This window comes from Streptomyces sp. NBC_00388 (assembly GCF_036061255.1).
GTDB lineage: Bacteria > Actinomycetota > Actinomycetes > Streptomycetales > Streptomycetaceae > Streptomyces.
Window position 1 is genome coordinate 3,888,107 of sequence record NZ_CP107948.1, and the last position, 18,648, is coordinate 3,906,754.

Annotated in this window: 21 protein-coding genes; 16 read left to right on the forward strand and 5 right to left on the reverse strand. The window is 71.9% G+C overall.

What is annotated here, in order from left to right:
• Positions 1-134 precede the first annotated feature (134 nt).
• The 8 genes from OG917_RS17495 to OG917_RS17530 all read left to right on the forward strand — a co-directional run bounded on the left by OG917_RS17495 (position 135) and on the right by OG917_RS17530 (position 8,508).
• On the forward strand, positions 135-2,669 hold the full coding sequence (locus OG917_RS17495; protein WP_328318527.1) for a non-ribosomal peptide synthetase: 2,535 nt from the start codon (positions 135-137) through the stop codon (positions 2,667-2,669).
• A complete protein-coding gene (locus tag OG917_RS17500) occupies positions 2,666-3,721 on the forward strand; it encodes a TauD/TfdA family dioxygenase (protein WP_328318528.1) in 1,056 nt (351 codons plus the stop codon). The genes OG917_RS17495 and OG917_RS17500 overlap by 4 nt, the downstream gene beginning before the upstream one ends.
• Positions 3,722-3,804: 83 nt before the next feature.
• The gene (gene sbnB, locus OG917_RS17505; RefSeq protein ID WP_328318529.1) at positions 3,805-4,833 is read left to right on the forward strand and encodes a 2,3-diaminopropionate biosynthesis protein SbnB; all 1,029 of its coding nucleotides are present in this window, start codon (positions 3,805-3,807) and stop codon (positions 4,831-4,833) included.
• Between the two features lie 14 nt (positions 4,834-4,847).
• Complete coding sequence (sbnA, locus tag OG917_RS17510) at positions 4,848-5,879, forward strand: 2,3-diaminopropionate biosynthesis protein SbnA (protein ID WP_328318530.1); 1,032 nt, start codon at positions 4,848-4,850, stop codon at positions 5,877-5,879.
• 24 nt (positions 5,880-5,903) lie between these two features.
• Positions 5,904-6,122 (forward strand): MbtH family protein, encoded by a 219-nt coding sequence (locus tag OG917_RS17515; RefSeq protein WP_328318531.1) that lies wholly within the window; start codon positions 5,904-5,906, stop codon positions 6,120-6,122.
• Positions 6,123-6,195: 73 nt separating this feature from the next.
• Positions 6,196-6,675 (forward strand): YbaK/EbsC family protein, encoded by a 480-nt coding sequence (locus tag OG917_RS17520; protein WP_328321975.1) that lies wholly within the window; start codon positions 6,196-6,198, stop codon positions 6,673-6,675.
• A gap of 19 nt (positions 6,676-6,694) precedes the next feature.
• Positions 6,695-7,678, forward strand: a complete 984-nt coding sequence (locus OG917_RS17525; RefSeq protein ID WP_328318532.1) for a TauD/TfdA family dioxygenase — start codon at positions 6,695-6,697, stop codon at positions 7,676-7,678.
• A gap of 119 nt (positions 7,679-7,797) precedes the next feature.
• Complete coding sequence (locus OG917_RS17530) at positions 7,798-8,508, forward strand: response regulator transcription factor (protein WP_328318533.1); 711 nt, start codon at positions 7,798-7,800, stop codon at positions 8,506-8,508.
• A gap of 129 nt (positions 8,509-8,637) precedes the next feature.
• Here the strand turns inward: OG917_RS17530 and OG917_RS17535 are convergent, their stop codons facing one another.
• The 3 genes from OG917_RS17535 to OG917_RS17545 form a co-directional block, all read right to left on the reverse strand.
• The gene (locus tag OG917_RS17535; protein WP_328318534.1) at positions 8,638-9,207 is read right to left on the reverse strand and encodes a hypothetical protein; all 570 of its coding nucleotides are present in this window, start codon (positions 9,205-9,207) and stop codon (positions 8,638-8,640) included.
• Positions 9,208-9,290: 83 nt separating this feature from the next.
• A complete protein-coding gene (locus OG917_RS17540) occupies positions 9,291-9,584 on the reverse strand; it encodes a chorismate mutase (RefSeq protein ID WP_328318535.1) in 294 nt (97 codons plus the stop codon).
• A gap of 348 nt (positions 9,585-9,932) precedes the next feature.
• Positions 9,933-10,763 (reverse strand): 4'-phosphopantetheinyl transferase family protein, encoded by an 831-nt coding sequence (locus tag OG917_RS17545; RefSeq protein ID WP_328318536.1) that lies wholly within the window; start codon positions 10,761-10,763, stop codon positions 9,933-9,935.
• A 230-nt stretch (positions 10,764-10,993) separates the two neighbouring features.
• Here OG917_RS17545 and OG917_RS17550 point away from each other — a divergent pair, with 230 nt between their 5' ends.
• On the forward strand, positions 10,994-11,197 hold the full coding sequence (locus OG917_RS17550) for a hypothetical protein (RefSeq protein ID WP_328318537.1): 204 nt from the start codon (positions 10,994-10,996) through the stop codon (positions 11,195-11,197).
• A 120-nt stretch (positions 11,198-11,317) separates the two neighbouring features.
• Here OG917_RS17550 and OG917_RS17555 read toward each other — a convergent pair whose 3' ends face one another.
• A complete protein-coding gene (locus OG917_RS17555) occupies positions 11,318-12,013 on the reverse strand; it encodes a DUF5324 family protein (RefSeq protein ID WP_328318538.1) in 696 nt (231 codons plus the stop codon).
• A gap of 300 nt (positions 12,014-12,313) precedes the next feature.
• On the opposite strand from OG917_RS17555, the gene OG917_RS17560 reads away from it, so the two are divergent.
• Together OG917_RS17560 and OG917_RS17565 are read left to right on the forward strand one after the other, a co-directional pair.
• Complete coding sequence (locus OG917_RS17560; RefSeq protein ID WP_328318539.1) at positions 12,314-12,865, forward strand: peptidylprolyl isomerase; 552 nt, start codon at positions 12,314-12,316, stop codon at positions 12,863-12,865.
• Positions 12,866-13,028: 163 nt separating this feature from the next.
• Entirely contained in the window at positions 13,029-13,928 is a 900-nt protein-coding gene (locus tag OG917_RS17565; RefSeq protein ID WP_328318540.1) for a rhomboid family intramembrane serine protease, read from the forward strand.
• Between the two features lie 335 nt (positions 13,929-14,263).
• Here OG917_RS17565 and crgA read toward each other — a convergent pair whose 3' ends face one another.
• The gene (gene crgA, locus OG917_RS17570) at positions 14,264-14,521 is read right to left on the reverse strand and encodes a cell division protein CrgA (protein WP_328318541.1); all 258 of its coding nucleotides are present in this window, start codon (positions 14,519-14,521) and stop codon (positions 14,264-14,266) included.
• A gap of 146 nt (positions 14,522-14,667) precedes the next feature.
• Between crgA and OG917_RS17575 the strand changes: the two genes are divergently transcribed.
• The 5 genes from OG917_RS17575 to OG917_RS17595 all read left to right on the forward strand — a co-directional run bounded on the left by OG917_RS17575 (position 14,668) and on the right by OG917_RS17595 (position 18,636).
• The gene (locus OG917_RS17575; protein ID WP_328318542.1) at positions 14,668-15,432 is read left to right on the forward strand and encodes a DUF881 domain-containing protein; all 765 of its coding nucleotides are present in this window, start codon (positions 14,668-14,670) and stop codon (positions 15,430-15,432) included.
• Between the two features lie 20 nt (positions 15,433-15,452).
• Positions 15,453-16,163 carry a class E sortase gene (locus OG917_RS17580; RefSeq protein WP_328318543.1) on the forward strand — a complete coding sequence of 237 codons (711 nt, stop codon included), beginning with the start codon at positions 15,453-15,455 and terminating at the stop codon, positions 16,161-16,163.
• 60 nt (positions 16,164-16,223) lie between these two features.
• Entirely contained in the window at positions 16,224-16,400 is a 177-nt protein-coding gene (locus OG917_RS17585) for a hypothetical protein (protein WP_328318544.1), read from the forward strand.
• Positions 16,397-17,035, forward strand: a complete 639-nt coding sequence (locus tag OG917_RS17590; RefSeq protein ID WP_328318545.1) for an aminodeoxychorismate/anthranilate synthase component II — start codon at positions 16,397-16,399, stop codon at positions 17,033-17,035. Before OG917_RS17585 ends, OG917_RS17590 begins: the two co-directional genes overlap by 4 nt.
• Positions 17,036-17,319: 284 nt before the next feature.
• The gene (locus OG917_RS17595) at positions 17,320-18,636 is read left to right on the forward strand and encodes a class E sortase (RefSeq protein WP_443059086.1); all 1,317 of its coding nucleotides are present in this window, start codon (positions 17,320-17,322) and stop codon (positions 18,634-18,636) included.
• Positions 18,637-18,648 lie beyond the last annotated feature (12 nt).

The following is an 18,648-nucleotide window of genomic DNA, read 5'->3' on the forward strand; positions in this document are numbered from 1 at the left end:
TGTTCCGGCTGTTCCGGTGCGAGAAGGAAAGCGATATTCCGTCGATAAGACGGCTGCTTACTGTCGTCCGCGAAGACGTGAAGTCGGCTGAGGCTCACGGCACTGACTGACCTTCCGTGGAGGCGGCACTCGTGATGGACGACGCAGGGGAATACGGCGCCGTGGCCGGACGGAGCTACTGGGACCAGGTCCTGGGCGCGGGCGGCCGTACGCCGCTGCCGCGCTGGACACCGACGGGCGCCGGCGCGCACTCCGCGGAGCGCGGTACGGCCGAGCACCGGGTGAACCTGCCCGCCGCCGGAGTGGCACCGGCCCTGCTGCTGGCCGCGCACGCCAAGGTGCTGGCGGCGCTGACCGGCGAACCCGAGACGGTCTCGGGCTACCTGGTGTCCGCCGGTGCCCCGCTGCCCGCCCGGGTGAGCGTCCGGGAGGGCAGCTGGGCCGAGCTGGCGGCAGCGGCGGAGAACACCCGGCGCGCCGTGCTGCTCCATGCCCCGTACGCGCCGGCCGCGGGGCGCGAGCTGTTCGACACGCTCGTCGCCGATGACCCCGCGGACCTGGCCGGGGGCCTGCCCCCCGGTATCGCCCTCGCGGTCGCCACCGAAGGGACCGAGCTGATCGTGCGGCACAGGACCGACCGGCTCGACGCTCCCGCGGCGGCCCGTGTCGCCGGGTACTACCTGGCCGCACTGGGCGGTCTTGCCGAGGAGCCCGGCGCCGGCCACCAGGACCGCACCCTGCTCTCCGACGGTGAGATCCGCATCCAGACCGAGGAGTTCGCCGGCCCGGACGAGCCCCTTCCCGACCTGCGCGTCCACGAGATGTTCGAGGAGCGCGCCCGGCTGCGGCCGGACGACATCGCGGTGGTGCGGGGCGGCAGGCGCCTCACCTACGCCGAGCTGAACCGGCGGGCCAACCGCGTCGCACGGCAGCTGCGCCTGCGGGGTCTGCGGGACGAGGACGTGGTGGCCGTCGTGACCGAGCGCGACCTCGACTGGGCTGCCGCCGTGCTCGGTGTGCTCAAGGCGGGGGGCGTGTACCTGCCGGTCGAGCCGCACTTCCCGGCCGTCCGGATCGAGACGGTGCTGCGCCGCAGCGACTGCCGGTTCGTCCTCACGGCGCGCGGCGCCTGCCCCTCGCTCGACACCGCGCTCGCCGCTCTCGCAGCGGCGGCAGGCCCGGACGGGGCGGGGCGCCCCGACGTCAGTCTGCTGGACGCGCTGCCCGCCGGGCTCGCGGACCACGACCCCCGGACCCCGGTGCGGGCGGACCAGCTGGCGTACATCTACTTCACCTCCGGCTCCACCGGCGAGCCCAAGGGCGCCATGTGCGAGCACGCCGGATTCACCAACCATCTGCTCGCCAAGACCGCAGACCTGGACATCACCGAGGGCACCGCGGTGGCGCAGACCGCGCCCCAGTGCTTCGACATCTCGCTCTGGCAACTGCTGGCCGCGCTGGTCACCGGGGGCACCACCCACCTGGTGGAGCAGGAGGCGCTGCTCGACCCGGCCCGCTTCGTGGAGACGCTGCGGGCGGCGGGGATCGAGGTCGCCCAGCTCGTCCCCTCCTATCTTGAGGTGCTGCTCACCCACCTGGACGGGGACCGGTCCGCGCTGCCCGCCCTGCGCCGGGTCTCGGTGACCGGCGAGGCGCTGAAGAAGGAGCTGGCCCAGCGCTGGTTCGCCACCTTCCCCGGGGTGCCGCTGGTCAACGCCTACGGGCTCACCGAGACGTGCGACGACACCAACCACGAGGTGCTGCTGCGCGCCCCCGAGGGGCCGTCGGTCCCCCTGGGGCGGCCGGTGCGCAACGTGCGCGTGTACGTCGTCGACGAGCGGCTGCGGCCGGTGCCGCTGGGCGCCCCGGGCGAGATCGTCTTCTCCGGGGTGTGCGTGGGGCGCGGGTACATCAACGACGAGGAGCGCAGCAGGGCCGCGTTCCTGCCCGACCCGCACCGGCCGGGCCAGCGCCTCTACCGTTCAGGTGACTTCGGGCGCTGGGCGCCCGACGGGCGGCTGGAGTTCCAGGGCAGACGCGACGCCCAGCTGAAGATCCGCGGCTTCCGCATCGAGCTCGGGGAGATCGAGAACAGGCTGCTCCAGGTGGCCGGGGTGCGCGACGGAGCGGTGGTCGTGGCGGGCTCGGACGACAGCCGGCACCTGGTCGGCTACTACACCGGGCCCGCGGAGCTGACCCCGGCAGCGGTGGCGGTCTCACTCGCCGGGGCGCTCCCGGACTACATGGTCCCGGCACGGCTCGAGCGCAGGGACGCACTGCCGCTGACCGCCAACGGGAAGACCGACCGCAAGACGCTGACCCGTGAGGCTGCGGGCGGCGACACGAGGGACCCCGCGGCGCCGGGCGCAGCGGCCGGGGGCGGCGGGGGCGGCGTGGACCTGCCGGATCCGCGCACCCCGCGCACGGACACCGAGCGCAGGCTGGCCGGGCTCTGGGCGGGGATCCTCAAGGTCGATCCCTCCCGCATCAGCCGCACCACCCACTTCTACGAGGCGGGCGGCACCTCGCTGACCGCCGTCCGGCTGGCCATCGCCCTGGACCGGCTCGTCACGGTCAAGGAGCTCGCGGCCACCCCCGTACTCGCCGATCTGGCTGATCTGTTGCACCGGCGGCTCGCCGCCCGTACCGAGGGAGAGATCGCGTCATGACATCCGTCGCGGAGATACACATACCGCTGATCGATACGGCAGGGGCCGCGCAGCCTGCGGCAGCCGGGGAGCCCGGCGGAGCCGTACCGGCCCCCGCGCCCGGCGCTGTGGCCGTGCTGACCGTCGCCGCCGCGGCGCTCGAAGCGGCCGGAGGACCGGCCGGATGGGCCACCGCGCACCGCGCGACCGTCGCACGGGCCGTCGCCGAGCACGGCGCGGTACTGGTGCGCGGGCTGGGGCTCGGTTCGGCCGCGCAGGTCGCCGGGGCGGCTGTCGCCCTGGGTGTCGAACCGGCGCCCGAACAAGAGCGGTTCGCCGCCCGCCGCACCCATGCCGACGGCGTCTACGGATCGTCGGAGTGGCCGCCTGACGAGCCCATGTGCATGCACCACGAGGTCAGTTACTGCGCCGATGTGCCCTCCCTCGCGGTGTTCGGCTGCCTCACCGCGCCCGCCGCCGGCGGCGCGACGGCCGTCGCCGACTCCGGCGAGGTGCTGCGCGCACTGCCCGACGCGCTGGTTGCCCCCTTCGTCCGGCACGGCTGGCAGCTCACCCGCACCTACCGCGAAGTGGGGGTCGCCTGGACCGAGGCCTTCGGCACCGACGACCCCGCCCGTATCGCCGCCTACTGTGCGGGCGCCGCCATCGACCACGAGTGGCTGCCGGACCGGGCGCTGCGCACCCGGCAGCGCAGGGCCGCCGTGCTGCGGCACCCGGAGAGCGGCGAGCGGATCTGGTTCAACCAGATCGCCTTCCTCAACGAACTGACCCTCGACCCGGTGATCCGCGACTACCTCACCGATGTCTACGGGCCGGACTCGCTGCCGTTCACCACCGCGTACGGCGACGGGACACCGATCCCCGCCGAGGTGATCGAGACCATCGACCGCGCCTACCGGCAGGCCACCCGGCGTGAACCGTGGCTGCCCGGCGACCTGATGGTCGTCGACAACCTGCGCATGGCGCACAGCCGTGAGGCCTACGAGGGCGAGCGCGACATCGTCGTGATCCTGGGACGCCCGGTGCGGCCCGCCGGTCACGTCCTGCCGTGAACCCGCGCCCGTACGCACCCCACGACCGGTCTGCCCCGGGCCGGCCCGCCACCGCACTGCCCACCAGCCACGGAGACCCATCCATGTCACAGACCCCCTCCTTCGCCGTGATCCCCGGCGCCGACGTGAGCCGCGTCCTGGACAGCCGGCACCGCGAGACCGTCGGCATCATCGAGTCCGCGTACCGCGTCCACGGCCGGGGCGACACCGTCAACCCGCCCTCGTACTTCCTGCGCTTCCCCGACCGCCCCAGCTCCCGGATCATCGCGCTGCCCGCGTCGGTGGGCGGCGACATCAGGGCGGACGGCATCAAGTGGATCTCCAGCTTCCCGGAGAACGTGGCGGCGGGGCTGCCCAGGGCCTCCGCGGTGCTCATCCTCAACGACCCCGACACCGGATACCCGCTGGCCTGCCTGGAGAGCTCCATCATCAGCGCCGCGCGGACCGCCGCTTCGGCCGCGCTCGCCGCGGACAAGCTGACGGCCGGCCGGGCGCGCCCGCGCCGGGTCGGCTTCTTCGGCACCGGCCTGATCGCCCGCTTCATCCACAGCTATCTGGCAGGTACCGGCTGGGAGTTCGACGAGACCGGGGTGTTCGACCTGGAGCGCGAGCACGCGGAGGGCTTCGCGGGCTATCTGCGCGGCTCGGGCACGGAGACCGGGAAGACCGTCGTCCACGACAGTGCGGAGAGCCTGGTCCGCGAGAGCGACCTCGTCGTCTTCGCGACCGTGGCCGGCACCCCGCACGTCACCGACCCCGGCTGGTTCGGACACAACCCGCTCGTGCTGCACATCTCGCTGCGCGACCTCTCACCCGACGTGGTGCTCGCGGCGACCAACGTGGTCGACGACATCGAGCACTGCCTCAAGGCGGACACCTCCCTGCACCTGGCGGAACAGCGCCTCGGGCACCGGGATTTCGTGGCCGGGACGCTGTACGACGTGCTGACCGGCGAGCTGACCCCGCCGCCGGACCGCCCCGTGATCTTCTCGCCGTTCGGGCTGGGGGTGCTGGACCTGGCGCTCGGCAAGCACATCCACGACACCATCCGCGACGCGGGGGAACTGGCCGTGGTCGAAGGGTTCTTCCATGAAATGCGCCGTTACGGCTGACGGGAGGAGGGGCGTTGATCATCTCGGCCCCGCACCAATTCAACGAGGACGATCTGTATGTGAATCTGAGATCGGTTCTCGGTATTCCGCTGTACCTCAAATGCGAGGGTTTCAATTTCGCCGGATCGATCAAGCACAAAGCCGCACTCGCCATGGTGGAGGCGGCCGAACGCAACGGTGTTCTCTCCGCGGGATCGGTCCTGGTGGAATCGTCGTCGGGAAATCTCGGGGTCGCCCTGAGCATGATCGCGGCCAGTAAGGGCTACCGCTTCGTCTGTGTCACCGACTCGCGCTGCAATCTCGGCGCCCGCCGGCTCATGGAGGCGCTGGGCGCGAGCGTCCACACGATCACCGAACCCGACCCCGAGGAGGGCTTCCTGGGCGCCCGGCTGGACCACGTCCGCAGGCTCTGCGCGGGCGACCCGCGGTACGTCTGGCTCAACCAGTACACGAGCCCGGACAACTGGGGCGCCCACTACCGGCTGACAGCTCCGCCGCTCGCCGGGAGCTTCCCCGGCCTCGACGTGCTGTTCGTCGGCGCGGGTACCACCGGGACGCTGATGGGCTGCGCCCGCTGGTTCCGCGAACACCGGCCCGAGGTACGGATCGTGGCGATCGACAGTGTCGGCTCGGTCACCTTCGGGGGACCCCCGCGCAGCCGGTCGATCCCCGGCCTCGGGGCCGGCGTCAGGCCGCCGATGCTCGACGAGTCGTACATCGACGACGTGGTGATGGTCCCGGAGAGCGACACCGTCCGGATGTGCCACCGGCTGGCCGCCCGGGGATTCCTCTTCGGCGGCTCCACCGGCACCGTCGTCGCCGGAGCCGCTTCCTGGCTCGAAGCGCACCGGACGCACCGGACGTACCGCGGCGAGCCGACCGCCGTGACCATCTCGCCCGATCTGGGCGAGCGCTATCTCGACACCGTTTACCAGACCAACTGGGTCCAGGGCATCTACGGCGACACCGCCGGCGGAGATGCCGGACCCGGCGGAGTCGCCGGCACCGCGGTGACCGGACCCGCCGTACCCGAACCCGCCGCCTGAGCGGCCGACCGTGGAGGAAACCCCATGAACAGCAACCCGTTCGAGGACACCGAGGGCCGCTACCTCGTGCTCGTCAACGACGAGGGCCAGCACTCGCTGTGGCCCGCCTTCGCCGAGGTCCCGGCCGGCTGGCGGACCGGCCTGCCGGAGACCGGCCACGCGGAGGCCCTGGCCTGGATCGACGCGCAGTGGACCGACATGCGCCCGCGTTCGGTCGCGGAGGCGATGGACCGTGTCGCCTGAGACTTCCGTGTTCGGCTCGGGCCCTCCGCCTGCCGTCGCCTGTGCGGCCCAGCGGACGGCGCACGGCCGGCTGATGGACCTGCTGACCAGCGGGGGCGCGCCGCACCGCGTGCTGGCCCATCCGCCGGAGGGACGTACCGACGCGGCGAGCCTGCTGCGCGGCCACCCGCTGCGGCAGGCCGCCAAGACCATCGTGGTGCGGGTCGCCCTGGGACGGAAGAAGTCCCGGTACGTCCTGGCCGTGGTGCCCGGCGACCGCAGGGTCGATCTGGGGGCCGTGGTGGGCGTGGCCGGCGGGGTCCGGGCCGGCTTCGCCGACCGGGCCACCGCCGAGCGCCTCACCGGCTGCGTCAGCGGGTCGATCGTGCCGTTCTCCTTCCACCCCGACCTGGCGGTCATCGCCGACCCGGACCTGCTCGCCGAGGACGAGATCTTCTTCAACGCCGCCCGGCTCGACCTCTCGGTCGCGATGCCCGCACCCGCCTACCGCCGGCTCGCCGCACCCCTGGTGTCACCCATCACCGAACCGGCCACCGCAGCTCAAGCCGCCTGATCAGAAAGCGAATGTACGCATGACTCTGATTCTGGACACCAGCGCGACCACCCCGGTGGTCACCGTCGGCACGGACCGTGCCCGCGACATAGAGAAGGCGGCGCGGCGGCTCACGCCGGTCGCCGGGGGCCGGGTGGACAGCCCCGAGTGGGTGGCCGCGGCCCGTGACGGCTGGGCGGACCTGCCGTCCGCACTGCGCAGACCACTCGCCGCCTTCCGGCGCGACTCCGGGCCCACCGGCTCGCTGCTGCTGCGCGGACTCCCGGTGGACGAGGCCGCGCTGCCCGCCACCCCGGCCGCAGGCGGCTCCGCGCAGCACTCGGCCGACGTCTCGGCCGCCGTGCTCGTGATGATCGCCGCCGGACTCGGGGACCCGGCGGCCTTCCGCCCGGAGAAGGGCGGCGCCTTGGTCCAGGACGTCGTACCGGTCCCCGGCCAGGAGGATTTCCAGGGCAACGCGGGCTCGGTGCTGCTGACCTTCCACACCGAGAACGCCTTCCACCCGCACCTGCCCGACTTCGTCATGCTGCTCTGCCTGCGGGCGGACCACGAGCGGGTCGCCGGGCTGCGGACCGCGTGCGTCCGCCAGGCGCTCCCGCTGCTCTCCCCGGACGGCCGCGATGCGCTGTTCAGCCGGGAGTTCCTCACCGCCGCCCCGCCGTCCTTCGGACCGGCGGCGGGCGGCACCGAGCCGCACGCGGTGCTGACCGGAGCCCCCGACGACCCCGACGTACGGGTCGACTTCGCGGCCACCCGGCCGCTCACCGGCCGGGCCGGGCAGGCGCTCACCGAGCTCCAGCAGATCTTCGACCTGACGGCGCAGACCGCCTATCTCGAACCGGGCGACCTCGCCCTCGTCGACAACCGGGTCACCGTGCACGGCCGTACCGCGTTCCGGCCGCGCTACGACGGCCAGGACCGCTGGCTGCGGCGCGGGTTCGTCCTCACCGACCTGCGCCGCTCCCGGGCGGTGCGTCCCTCCGACGGATACGTCGTCGACTAGCAGCGCACCCGTACGCCCGCCCTGTCACCGGGCCCCGCCCTGTCACCGGGCCGAACCCGGGCCGATCCAGCCGAACCGCGCTGATCGAGCCGAACCGAGCTGAGAGAAGGTCGACGCCCATGCGCATCGTCATCGCCGAGGGCTCCGCCGTGCTGCGGGCCGGACTGGCCCACGTGCTCGCCGAGCGCGGGCACCAGGTGGAGGCCGTCGGTGATGCCGGGGCGCTGGGCGCACTGGCCGGCACCCACCGGCCCGATGTGCTGATCGCGAACGCCGCCCTGCCGTCCGCCCGTACGGACGACGGCATCCGGGCGGTGCTCGCGGCCGGCCACCGGTGGCCCCGCGGCGGGCTGCTCGTCTATTCGGAGTCACCCGAACCCCGTTACGCGGCACGCCTGTTCGCGGGGTCGGGCACCCGCTCCGGGGTGGGGTACCTCCTCCAGGAACGGATCCACGACGCCCGGTTGCTGCTGGAAGCGGTGGCCGGGGTGGCAGCGGGCGGCACGGTCGTCGACCCGCGGATCGTCGGCTCACTGGCCACCGGTGACACGGCGGGCGGCACGGGCGGCGAACTGGGTGTGCTGAGCGGCCGTGAGCTGGAGGTGCTCGAACTGATGGCCCAGGGCAGGACCAACAGCGCCATCGCCCAGCAGCTGAACGTCTCACCCGGGACCGTGGAGAAGCGTGCCGCGGCGGTCTTCGGCAAGCTCGGCATCCCCTGCACCGGGCACGACAACCGCCGGGTGCTGGCCGTACTGCGCTATCTCGGGGCCCAGCCCGGCGCGGTATCCGGTCACGAGCCCCGGATGACACTGGCCCGGGTGGCCTGAGGGCCGCCCCCCGGACCGCTCCCGGCTCCCGGGGGGCACGCCCCGGCGACAGCACCCGGGCGCGGCAGAGCACTCTGCCCCCGGTGGTCGGCGGACCACCGGGGGCAGAGTGGTGTGCGGCGCGGCCGGTCACCCGTGGCCGATGATGCTGCGGGCCACCCTCACCTGCCAGTTGGTGACGGCGACGATGAGCCAGGGGCCGAAGAAGAAGGCCACCACCCCGGCCGCGAAGTGCAGCGCCACCGCCCCGGCCGGGCTGGGGCCGCCCCACGCCGGGTCGGGGTAGGGCGCCCAGCCCCAGATCGGGTACGTGAGATTGCGCGCGGACACGATGAACCAGCCCGCGACGAGGGCGAACGAGACCGAGCTGATCAACAGGTTGACCAGCATGAAGAAGAGGCCGCGCCCGATCCGGCCGACACCCGAGCGGTGCCCGATCTCCTCGCCGAGCAGGATCTGCGCGCGGAGCCGCTCGACCATGGGCCCGATGAACGCGACCACCACCAGCATGACCAGCAGGACCAGCACACCCATCTGCTGATTCCCGTGGCCCTGGGTGGACTTCATGGCGTACGGGAGCACGACCAGCAGCAGCGGGCCGACCGCCACCAGCGCGTACAGCACATGCCGCCACGTCCGTGGCCGGAACGGCCCGGTCAGCAGCCCGATGCGTCCGGAGCCCGAAACAGAGGTGGACATGGTGAGGTTTCCTCTCGTGGGGGTTGAGCGCCCTGGGCCCGGGCGGGACCGGCGCGACCGGCCCCGCCCGGGCGACCGGGGCATCAGGCAGCCGCTGCGGTTGCCCGGTCGATGACGGCGGGGGAGAGCTCGGACCGGCTCAGGGCCAGCAGCTGCAGAGCGATGGCGGTACCGGGCTGGCCGAGAGCCTCGTGATACTGACTCAGCACGTCGTTCTCGCGGGCCAGTTGGAAGTCCCGCTGACCGGACGTCCGGCGCACGGTCCTGAGCTGGGCGGCGGTCTCCACCCGCTCCCGGGCCAGGCTGATGAGGGACTGGTCCAGCTCGGTGAGCCGGTTGTCCAGTTCGGTGAGGGGACCGGATGTGACCGGGGACATGTCTGACCTCCAGAGGCGTTCGCTGGGTGGGCGGCCGCCGGGCAGGCCGGCCCGCGCGGGGCCGCTCGCCCCCCTTCGGCAGCGTGAGTGGTACGGCATGGGCGGGTACGGAACTGCCGCGCTGAACAGAAGGACCAGCGGACGCGCGGGCATGACGCGGCGACGACCGGCGCGCGGCAGTGCCGTCCCGGGTGCTCTCATCACGCCGTCTCTCCGATGGTCGGCTGTCTCGGCACATGTCGGGGCCGAGCACGATGAGAGGAAGCTACCCAGACGGGTTTTCTTTTCGTTATCGAAAGGGAAGCAGTGCCGGGAGACGCCCTCCCGGAGGCCCGTGGGGCTGCCGGATCAGCCGCGTGGAGCGGTCAGTTCGGTGCCGGGACGCATCCGTACCCGCACCGCGCCGGCACCGAGCACGGCCACCGCTCCCCGGTAGCCGGGGCCCGGATCGAGGTCGGCCAGGACCAGCTGGGCGCGGCAGGCCGGGCCACCGGCACCGTGATCGGGCCGGCCTTCGCCGCCGCCGGCGGTACCGATCAACGCGGGGGCCCGGTCCGGCCCGGTCACCGCGAAGCTGTGCATCGGGGTGTTCAGCCCCTCACCGGTCGCCTTCAGGACTGCTTCCTTGCGCGTCCAGTACGTCATGAAGCCCGGCGCGCGCTGCTCCCGGGGCAGCAGCAGCAGGGTGGCGCGCTCCTCCGCGGTGAGCACCAGTTCGTGCTCGGGGGGCATGCCGGACTCCGGTGGTGTCTCCGGATCCAGCAGCTGCTCCACGTCGAGCCCGATGGGGAGCCCTTCGGTGACCCCGACCGCGACCACGTCGCCGGAGTGCGTGATGGAGAACTCCCACCGCGCGGCGGGTCCCAGAGCTTGCGGCTTGCCGTGCGCACCGCCGCACCCGGGGCAGCGGGTGCGCAGCCGTACGGATTCCGGTTCCATGCCGCAGAGCAGTCCGAGCGCGGACCTGGCGAGAACCCGGCCGGTGACGAAACGCGCGAGATCCAGCTCGTGGAGATAGGCGGAGCAGCGCGCGAGCTCGTCCGAGTCGAGAAAGCGGAACCAGTCGGCGGGCCGGGGCAGCGGCGGCAGCGACCAGATGTGGCACTCGGCCGTGGCTCCACCGGCGGAGCCGGTTCCGGGGGTGCCCGGCTCCTGGCCGGGTGTGCTCAGCGGCGTCATGTTCCCCAGTGTCGGCCGTCCGGAGCCGTGCGGGAAGCCCGGAATACCTCCGAGCCCGCGGAGGAAAACCGCCCCGCACCTCGGCGTTAAAGATCCGGTATCGCCGGACCTGCCCCATCGAAGCGGGTTCGATAGCAGACCGAAACCGCCCCTCCCTAACGTTCTGCTCATCGGGGGGCACGCACAGTGCGCTCGCCCCTCCCAGATCTATCAACGGGAGAAGAAGAGACATGCAGCCCAGCTGGAGAACCTCGGCCAAGCGGACCCTCGTCACCCTGGTCGGTACCGGAGTGCTTCTCGGTGGCGCGGTCACCGCGACCCAGGCACTCGGCGACCACGGCTCGCGGACCGCGGCCGTGCGGGCCGACGGCGCCCCGGCAGCTTCCGGTTCGGGCGGCGTAGCGGGGACGGACGGCAACGAGGACTGGGGCTGAGCCGGCCGGATCGGCGGGCACCGGTGCGACCGGTCGCCCCGCCCACGCGTGCGGGGCGCCAGGAGAGCTGACTCTCCTGGCGCCCCGCACGCGCGCGTCCGTCCGGCGGCGTCCGCCGGGTCACTTCCCGGGGTTGTCCCGCTTCGGGTCGGCCTCCTCGGCCTCGGCCTGCTTGGCCTTGACCTCGGGGTCCAGCGCGTCGCCACTGCCGTCGACCGCGCTCAGCGGCGGCCGGTCACCGACCTCGGTGGGCGCGGGCGGCTCGACCAGCCAGTCCGGGTTCGCCTGCTTGTCCCACCACTTCCAGGCGGCGAGGGCGCCTCCGGCGACCACACCGAGCACGAGCGCGCCCTTGGCCAGGCGGCCCGCCTTCGCGCGCCGCTGCTGTTTTCTGACCAGCTTCTGGATCTGCTTCGCGGAGACCTGACCGCGCAGCGCCGCCACCGCGGCCGCACTGCGGGCCACGGCTTCCTCACGGACGGGCTGGGCCGCCGCCACGGCCTGCTCCACGCGCGGTGCGAGCTGGCACTGCGCCTGCCGGGCCGCCTTGGCTGCGCGCTGCGCCGCCGCGTCGACCTTCGGTGGTACGTGAGTGAGGGCCTGGTCGACGTGGGGTGCGAGCCGCGCGTCGTACTGGGTTCGGGCCTGCTGCGCTGCGAGCGAGACCTTCGGGGCCAGCCGAACACGAGCTTCGTTGGCGTAATGCGTGGCCTGTTCCTTGGCCGTTCCGGCGTAGGGCGCCACCACTTCCGCGGCGTGCAGCACGTTCTCCTTCGCCGTACCGGTCGCGGCGCGCACGCTGTCCATGCGGGTCACGGGGTTCCTCCTCATCGGTGGCGTTCTCTCATTCGCCTGTCCACCCTTTTCGAAATCATGCCTGCCGGGCACCGTCGCGGCACCTGAGATCAGGCATCCGGGTCAGGAAGGGCTCGGACCGGCCGGTATTAATCCGTCATTGTGGTGCAAGAGGTCTTCTGCGCCCGACAATGCCATGGTTCGGCCCGGTGCGCGCCGGTTCGGCGGTCACCCGAGTGCATTTCTCCCGCGCGGCGGTTCGGCGCTGCGGGTCCGTGCGAGGATCGGTGAACGTCAGAGAAGACTTACGGAAGGCACATCGTGGCCGAGCAGCTTTACGCCACCCTGAAGACCAACCAAGGCGACATCGAGATCCGGCTGCTGCCGAACCACGCGCCGAAGACGGTCAGGAACTTCGTCGAGCTCGCTCAGGGAGAGCGGGAGTGGACCCACCCGGCGACCGGCCAGAAGTCCACGGACCGGCTCTACGACGGCACGGTCTTCCACCGCGTGATCGGTGGCTTCATGATCCAGGGCGGCGACCCGCTGGGCAACGGCACGGGCGGCCCCGGCTACGAGTTCGGCGACGAGTTCCACCCCGATCTCTCCTTCGACCGGCCCTACCTGCTCGCCATGGCCAACGCGGGCCCGGGGACGAACGGCTCGCAGTTCTTCATCACGGTGCAGCCGACGACGTGGCTGACGCGCAAGCACAGCATCTTCGGTGAGGTCACCGACGCCGCGAGCCAGAAGGTCATCGACGAGATCATCGCCACGCCGACCAACCCGCGCACCGACCGGCCGGTCCAGGACGTCGTCATCGAGACGGTCGTCGTCGAGACCCGCAACGGCGTCGACACCCGTAAGGGCTGAGCCGCGCGGCGGCCGGAGCCGCCCGCCTGACCCCGCGGGCGCGGGAGAGACGACAGCAGAGCGCCCCTTCCCGTACCGGTACGGGAACGACCCGCCCCGTTCGTCCGTATGACGAGCGGGGCGGTGCAGTGCGTACGCGACCCGTACGAGACGAGGGAACCCGATGGAAGAGTTGCCAGGAGGCCCGGAGCGGTCAGCGGCGGGCGGTCTGCCCCCTTGCTACCGTCACCCCGGCGTGGAGACGGGGATCAGCTGTGTCCGCTGCGAGCGGCCGATCTGCCCCCAGTGCATGGTCAGCGCCTCCGTCGGCTTCCAGTGCCCTGAGTGCGTACGCGGCGGGGCGGGCTCCCGCACGGGCAGCACCCCGGCCGCGGCGAGCAGGCCGCGCACGGTGGCGGGCGGGCCGGTCACCGCGGACCCGCACCTGATCACCAAGATCCTCCTCGCGGTCAACGTCCTGGTGTTCATCCTGCAGGTCGCGAACAACAACAGCTTCGACGCGGCCTACGAGCTGGTGGGCCGGGCGCAGGCCACGCCGTTCGGGCCGCTGGTGGGCGTCGCTGAGGGCCAGTGGTACCGGCTGTTCACGGCGATGTTCATGCATGCGAACTACGCGCACATCGGGTTCAACATGCTCAGCCTCTGGTGGATCGGCGGGCCGCTGGAGGCCGCGCTCGGCCGGGCCCGTTATATCGCGCTGTATCTGATCTCAGGGCTGGCCGGCAGCGCGCTCACCTATCTCATCGCCTCGCCGGTCGAGGCATCGCTCGGCGCGTCCGGCGCCATCTTCGGGCTGCTCGGCGCCACGGCCGTACTGATGAAGCGGATGAACTACGACATGCGGCCGCTCCTCGGCCTGCTCGTGGTCAACGTGATCTTCACCTTCTCCGGCGGTATCGCCTGGCAGGCGCATGTCGGCGGCTTCGTGGCCGGCATCATCGTCGCGATCGGCATGGTGCACGCCCCGCGCGAGCGGCGGACACTGCTGCAGTTCGGAACCTGTGCGCTGGTCCTGGTGGCGGTCGTCGGCATGGTGCTGGCGAGAACCGCGATGCTGACCTGAGAAGCCCCTCGAAGGGGCCCGGGCGGCCTTCCGGTCCCCGCGGGGGCCCGCGGCGGGCCCGGTTGTCCACAGCGAGTGGCGGATCTTGTGCATCCTGTGGGGAACAGCAGTGCCCCCTGCCGCCGACCTGGGTTTCCCCAGGAAGGGCAAGGGGCGGGCTGCCGCTGTGGTATGGCGCCGAGTAGTCACACCGGCGTCAACACCCGAAAGTTATCCACAGATCTTCTGAGTTTTCCCCGGCTGTGGATAGCGCTGTGGATAACTCAGGGCAGGGCTTGACGGTCACGGCCGCCGTGTGGGAGACGGGCGGGCTGCCGGCCGGGCCGGCGGGCCGCCTACTTCCACTGGGTCGAGACGCCGAAACCGCCCGCGATGAAGCCGAAACCGACCACGATGTTCCAGTTCCCGAACGGCTTGATGGGCATATCGCCATCCGTTACATAAAAGACAACGATCCAGGCGAGACCGACCAAGAAGAACGCCAGCATCACCGGGGCCACCCAGCTGCGATTCGTCAGCTTTATGGCGGTCGCCTGCTTCGTCGCGGGCGGCGGCGTGAAATCGGGCTTCTTGCGGATACGTGACTTCGGCACGAGGGGCTCTCCTGTCGATGCGCTGCGTGACCGCGCAGGGGGAACTGTGTAGGAAGTGCCGGGAGCCGGATGCGACGGGGCGCATTGCCTCCCCCGGGCGTCCGTTAGCGTAGTGCTTCCGGGGTGTGGAAGGAGATAAGGGTACGTTGAGCAATTCTGACGACTCTGCCACAGGACCCGCCCGCCGCCGCGTCTGGCGGCCGGTCCGGGTGCTCACCGCCGCCGTTTTCGCGCTCGCCGGCCTCATCTTCGTGACCAGCTTCAACACCGCCAAAGGCACCGATATCCGCACCGACGCGTCGATGCTGAAACTCTCGGACCTCATCCAGGAGCGCAACGGCAAGAACAAGGCGCTCGGGGACTCCACCGCCGCCGTCCGCAGGGACGTCGACGCGCTCGCGCAGCGCGACGGGGGCGGCGAGAAGGAGGACGCCGGCCTCAAGGCCCTGGAGAAGGCGGCCGGTACGCAGAAGCTCAGCGGCGCCGCGGTCTCGGTCACACTCAACGACGCCCCGCCGAACACCACCGCCAACCCCGGCTACCCGGAACCGCAGCCCAACGACCTGGTGATCCACCAGCAGGACCTCCAAGCCGTGGTCAACGCCCTGTGGCAGGGCGGAGCCAAGGGCATCAAGGTCATGGACCAGCGGCTGATCACCACCAGCGCGGTGCGCTGCGTCGGCAACACCCTGCTCCTGCAGGGCCGCGTCTACTCGCCTCCGTACAAGGTGACGGCCGTAGGCGACCCGGGAAAGCTGAAGGACGCGCTCACGGCCTCCCCGGCGATCCAGAACTACCTGCAGTACGTGAAGGCCTACGGGCTCGGCTGGAAAGTCGATGACCACCGGGCGGTGACTCTTCCCGGCTACTCGGGCACAGTGGATCTCCACTACGCAGGACCTGTGGGGTAGTCCCGGGGAGGCGGCCGGCTGTGACGGTGCGACTGATCGTCAGGAGCTTCAGCGAACTCTGCATCACCGTGGGCGCTTTGATCGTGCTGTTCGTGGCCTACCTGCTGTTCTGGACGGGCGTCACGGCGGACAGCGCGGCCGGCCATCAGATCGACGATCTCCACCGCCAGTGGGCCCGCAGCGCGACGGCCGCCCCCTCGCCAGGCTCCGGCACCACGGCACCGGCGGAACCGGCCGCCACCCCCGCCCCTGCCGCGTACCGGGCGGGCAAGCCCTTCGCCGTGATGTACATCCCCCGCCTCGGCGGGGACTGGAGCAGGCCCGTGCTGCAGAACACCGCCGTCGGGACGCTCCAGCGGGGCCTCGGCCACTACACGGGGACCGCGCGGCTCGGCGCCACGGGGAACTTCGCGGTCGCCGGACACCGGCGTACCTACGGCGACCCGTTCAAGGACTTCCCGGAACTCCGGCCCGGTGACGCGGTGGTGCTCACGGACGGGACGACCTGGTACACGTACCGCATCGACAGGAAGCCGTATCTGACCGTGCCGTCCGACACGGGGGTCATCGCTCCGGTGCCGGTGAAGTCGGGTTTCCAGGGTGCCGGGCGCTATCTGACACTCACCACCTGCGACCCGGAGTGGGGCAGCAGCCACCGGCTCATCGCATGGGGGCATCTCGACTCCACCCGGCCCGTGGCGCAGGGCAAGCCGGCCGCTTTGCGCGGGTGACCCACGAACGCCTGCCCCAGCCCTCTACTCTGGTGCCGTACCACGAACGGAAGGGACAGCATGTACGGCTGGATCTGGCGGCATCTGCCGGGCAATGTGTGGCTGCGGGCGGGCGTCTCGCTCGTGCTCGTGCTCGCTCTCGTCTACCTGCTCTTCCAGTACGTCTTCCCGTGGGCGGAGCCGCTGCTTCCGTTCAACGACGTGACGGTCGACCAGGGAATGGAGGCCGTGCGATGAGCGCCCGCATCCTGGTCGTCGACAACTACGACAGCTTTGTGTTCAACCTGGTCCAGTACCTGTACCAGCTGGGCGCCGAGTGCGAGGTCGTCCGGAACGACGAGGTCACCCTCGCGCACGCGCAGGACGGCTTCGACGGCGTGCTGCTCTCCCCCGGTCCCGGGACGCCCGAACACGCGGGTGTCTGCGTGGACATGGTGCGGCACTGCGCCGACACCGGGGTCCCCGTCTTCGGGGTCTGTCTGGGCATGCAGTCCATGGCCGTGGCGTACGGCGGTGTGGTGGACCGGGCGCCCGAGCTGCTGCACGGCAAGACCTCGCCCGTGACGCACGAGGGAGTCGGTGTGTTCGCCGGGCTGCCCTCGCCCTTCACCGCGACCCGCTACCACTCGCTGGCCGCGGAGCCCCGGTCGGTGCCGCCCGAGCTCGCCGTGACCGCCTGGACGTCCGACGGCATCATCATGGGCCTGCGCCACCGGGAACTTCCGGTCGAGGGCGTGCAGTTCCACCCCGAGTCCGTGCTCACCGAGCACGGTCACCTGATGCTGGCCAACTGGCTGGCCGAGTGCGGCGACACAGGTGCGATCGGACGGTCGGCGGGGCTGGCCCCGGTGGTGGGCAAGGCCGCGGCGTGACGTCACTGCGCCCCGAACAGGACGGCTCGGGGGCGGCGGGGGCGTCGGAACCACCGGGAGCGGACCGGCCCGCCGGGCCGCCCGCCGGCACTGCCGACCAGGGCCGGGAGTACGACCCGCTGACGGATCCGCTGCCGACCGGGAGGCACGGTTCGCCGTGGTTCCGGTCGGACGATCCCGTTCCGCAGCCGGCCGTCCAGGACCCGCCGCAGGACTGGTACGGGCGGGAGGCGGCGTACGAGCCGATATCCACGCCCGCCCCCACGGCGCCCGCACCGGGCCCCGTGCCCCCGTCGGCACCCGGACCCCGGACGCCCGGCGGTACGCCCCTGCCGCCGCAGGACCGTACGCAGACCCCCTCCGGCCCCGGACAGACCACCGGCCCCGCGCAGGCGCCCGGCGGCCCCGCACAGGCGCCCGGCCCCGTACAGGGTGCCGGGATGCCTGCCCCCGCGCCCGCGCCCCGCCCCGCGCGGATGAGTGGCCCCACGTCGATGCCCGGCCCCTCGCGGGTGCCCGGGCCGGTCCGGGCACCCATGCCGGCGCCCGTGCCCGAACCCGTCACCGAGGTCCTTCCCGGGCCCGTCCCGGGCCTGGTCACAACCCCGGGGACGACGCCCCCGGGGACGACGCCCCCGGGTATGTCCGGCGGAGGCCCTCGGAGACCGGCGCCGGAACCGGACGACCGGAGCACGGCCGTCCTCCCTGCCGTACGGGACGACGAGACCGTCGGACTCCGGGTCACCGGGCCGTCCGCCGCCGCCGGGGAAAGACCCCCCGGGCCGACCGGCGGACGCGCCGAGCGCCGCAAGGCGGCCAAGGGGCGGGGCCGCAAGGGCGCACCGCCCGCCGAACCTGTCATCCCGGCCATCCCCCGCACCCGGATGGAGGCGCGCCTCGCCGCGCGTGCCCTCAAGGACAGCCCCGCGGTCATCGCCAGCCGGGCGATCGGTGAGGTCTTCATCAGCCTCGGTGTGCTGATGCTGCTCTTCGTCACGTACCAGCTCTGGTGGACGAACGTCCGCGCCCACGAGGAGGCCAACGGCACGGCCCACAGCCTCCAGGACAACTGGGCGAAGGGCGGGGACAAGAAGGCCGGGCCCGGTGCCTTCGAGCCCGGGCAGGGGTTCGCGATCATCCACATCCCCAAGCTGGACGTGGTCGTGCCGATCGCGGAGGGCGTCAGCAAGACCAAGGTGCTCGACCGCGGGATGGTCGGCCACTACAGCGAGGGCAAGCTCAAGACGGCCATGCCGTCGGCGAAAACCGGCAACTTCGCGCTGGCGGGCCACCGCAACACGCACGGTGAGCCGTTCCGCTACATCAACAAGCTGCAGGACGGCGACAAGGTCGTCGTCGAGACGCAGGACGATTACTACACGTACGAGGTGACGAGCCACCTGGCGCAGACGTCCCCTTCGAACGTGTCGGTGATCCAGCCGGTGCCGGTGGGATCCGGTTTCACCGGGCCGGGCCGCTACATCACGCTGACGACGTGCACACCCGAGTTCACCAGTACGTACCGAATGGTCGTGTGGGGCAAGATGGTTGATGAACGGCCACGGAGCAAGGGGATGCCCGCAGCGCTGACCGCAGGCTGAACGGTACGGACT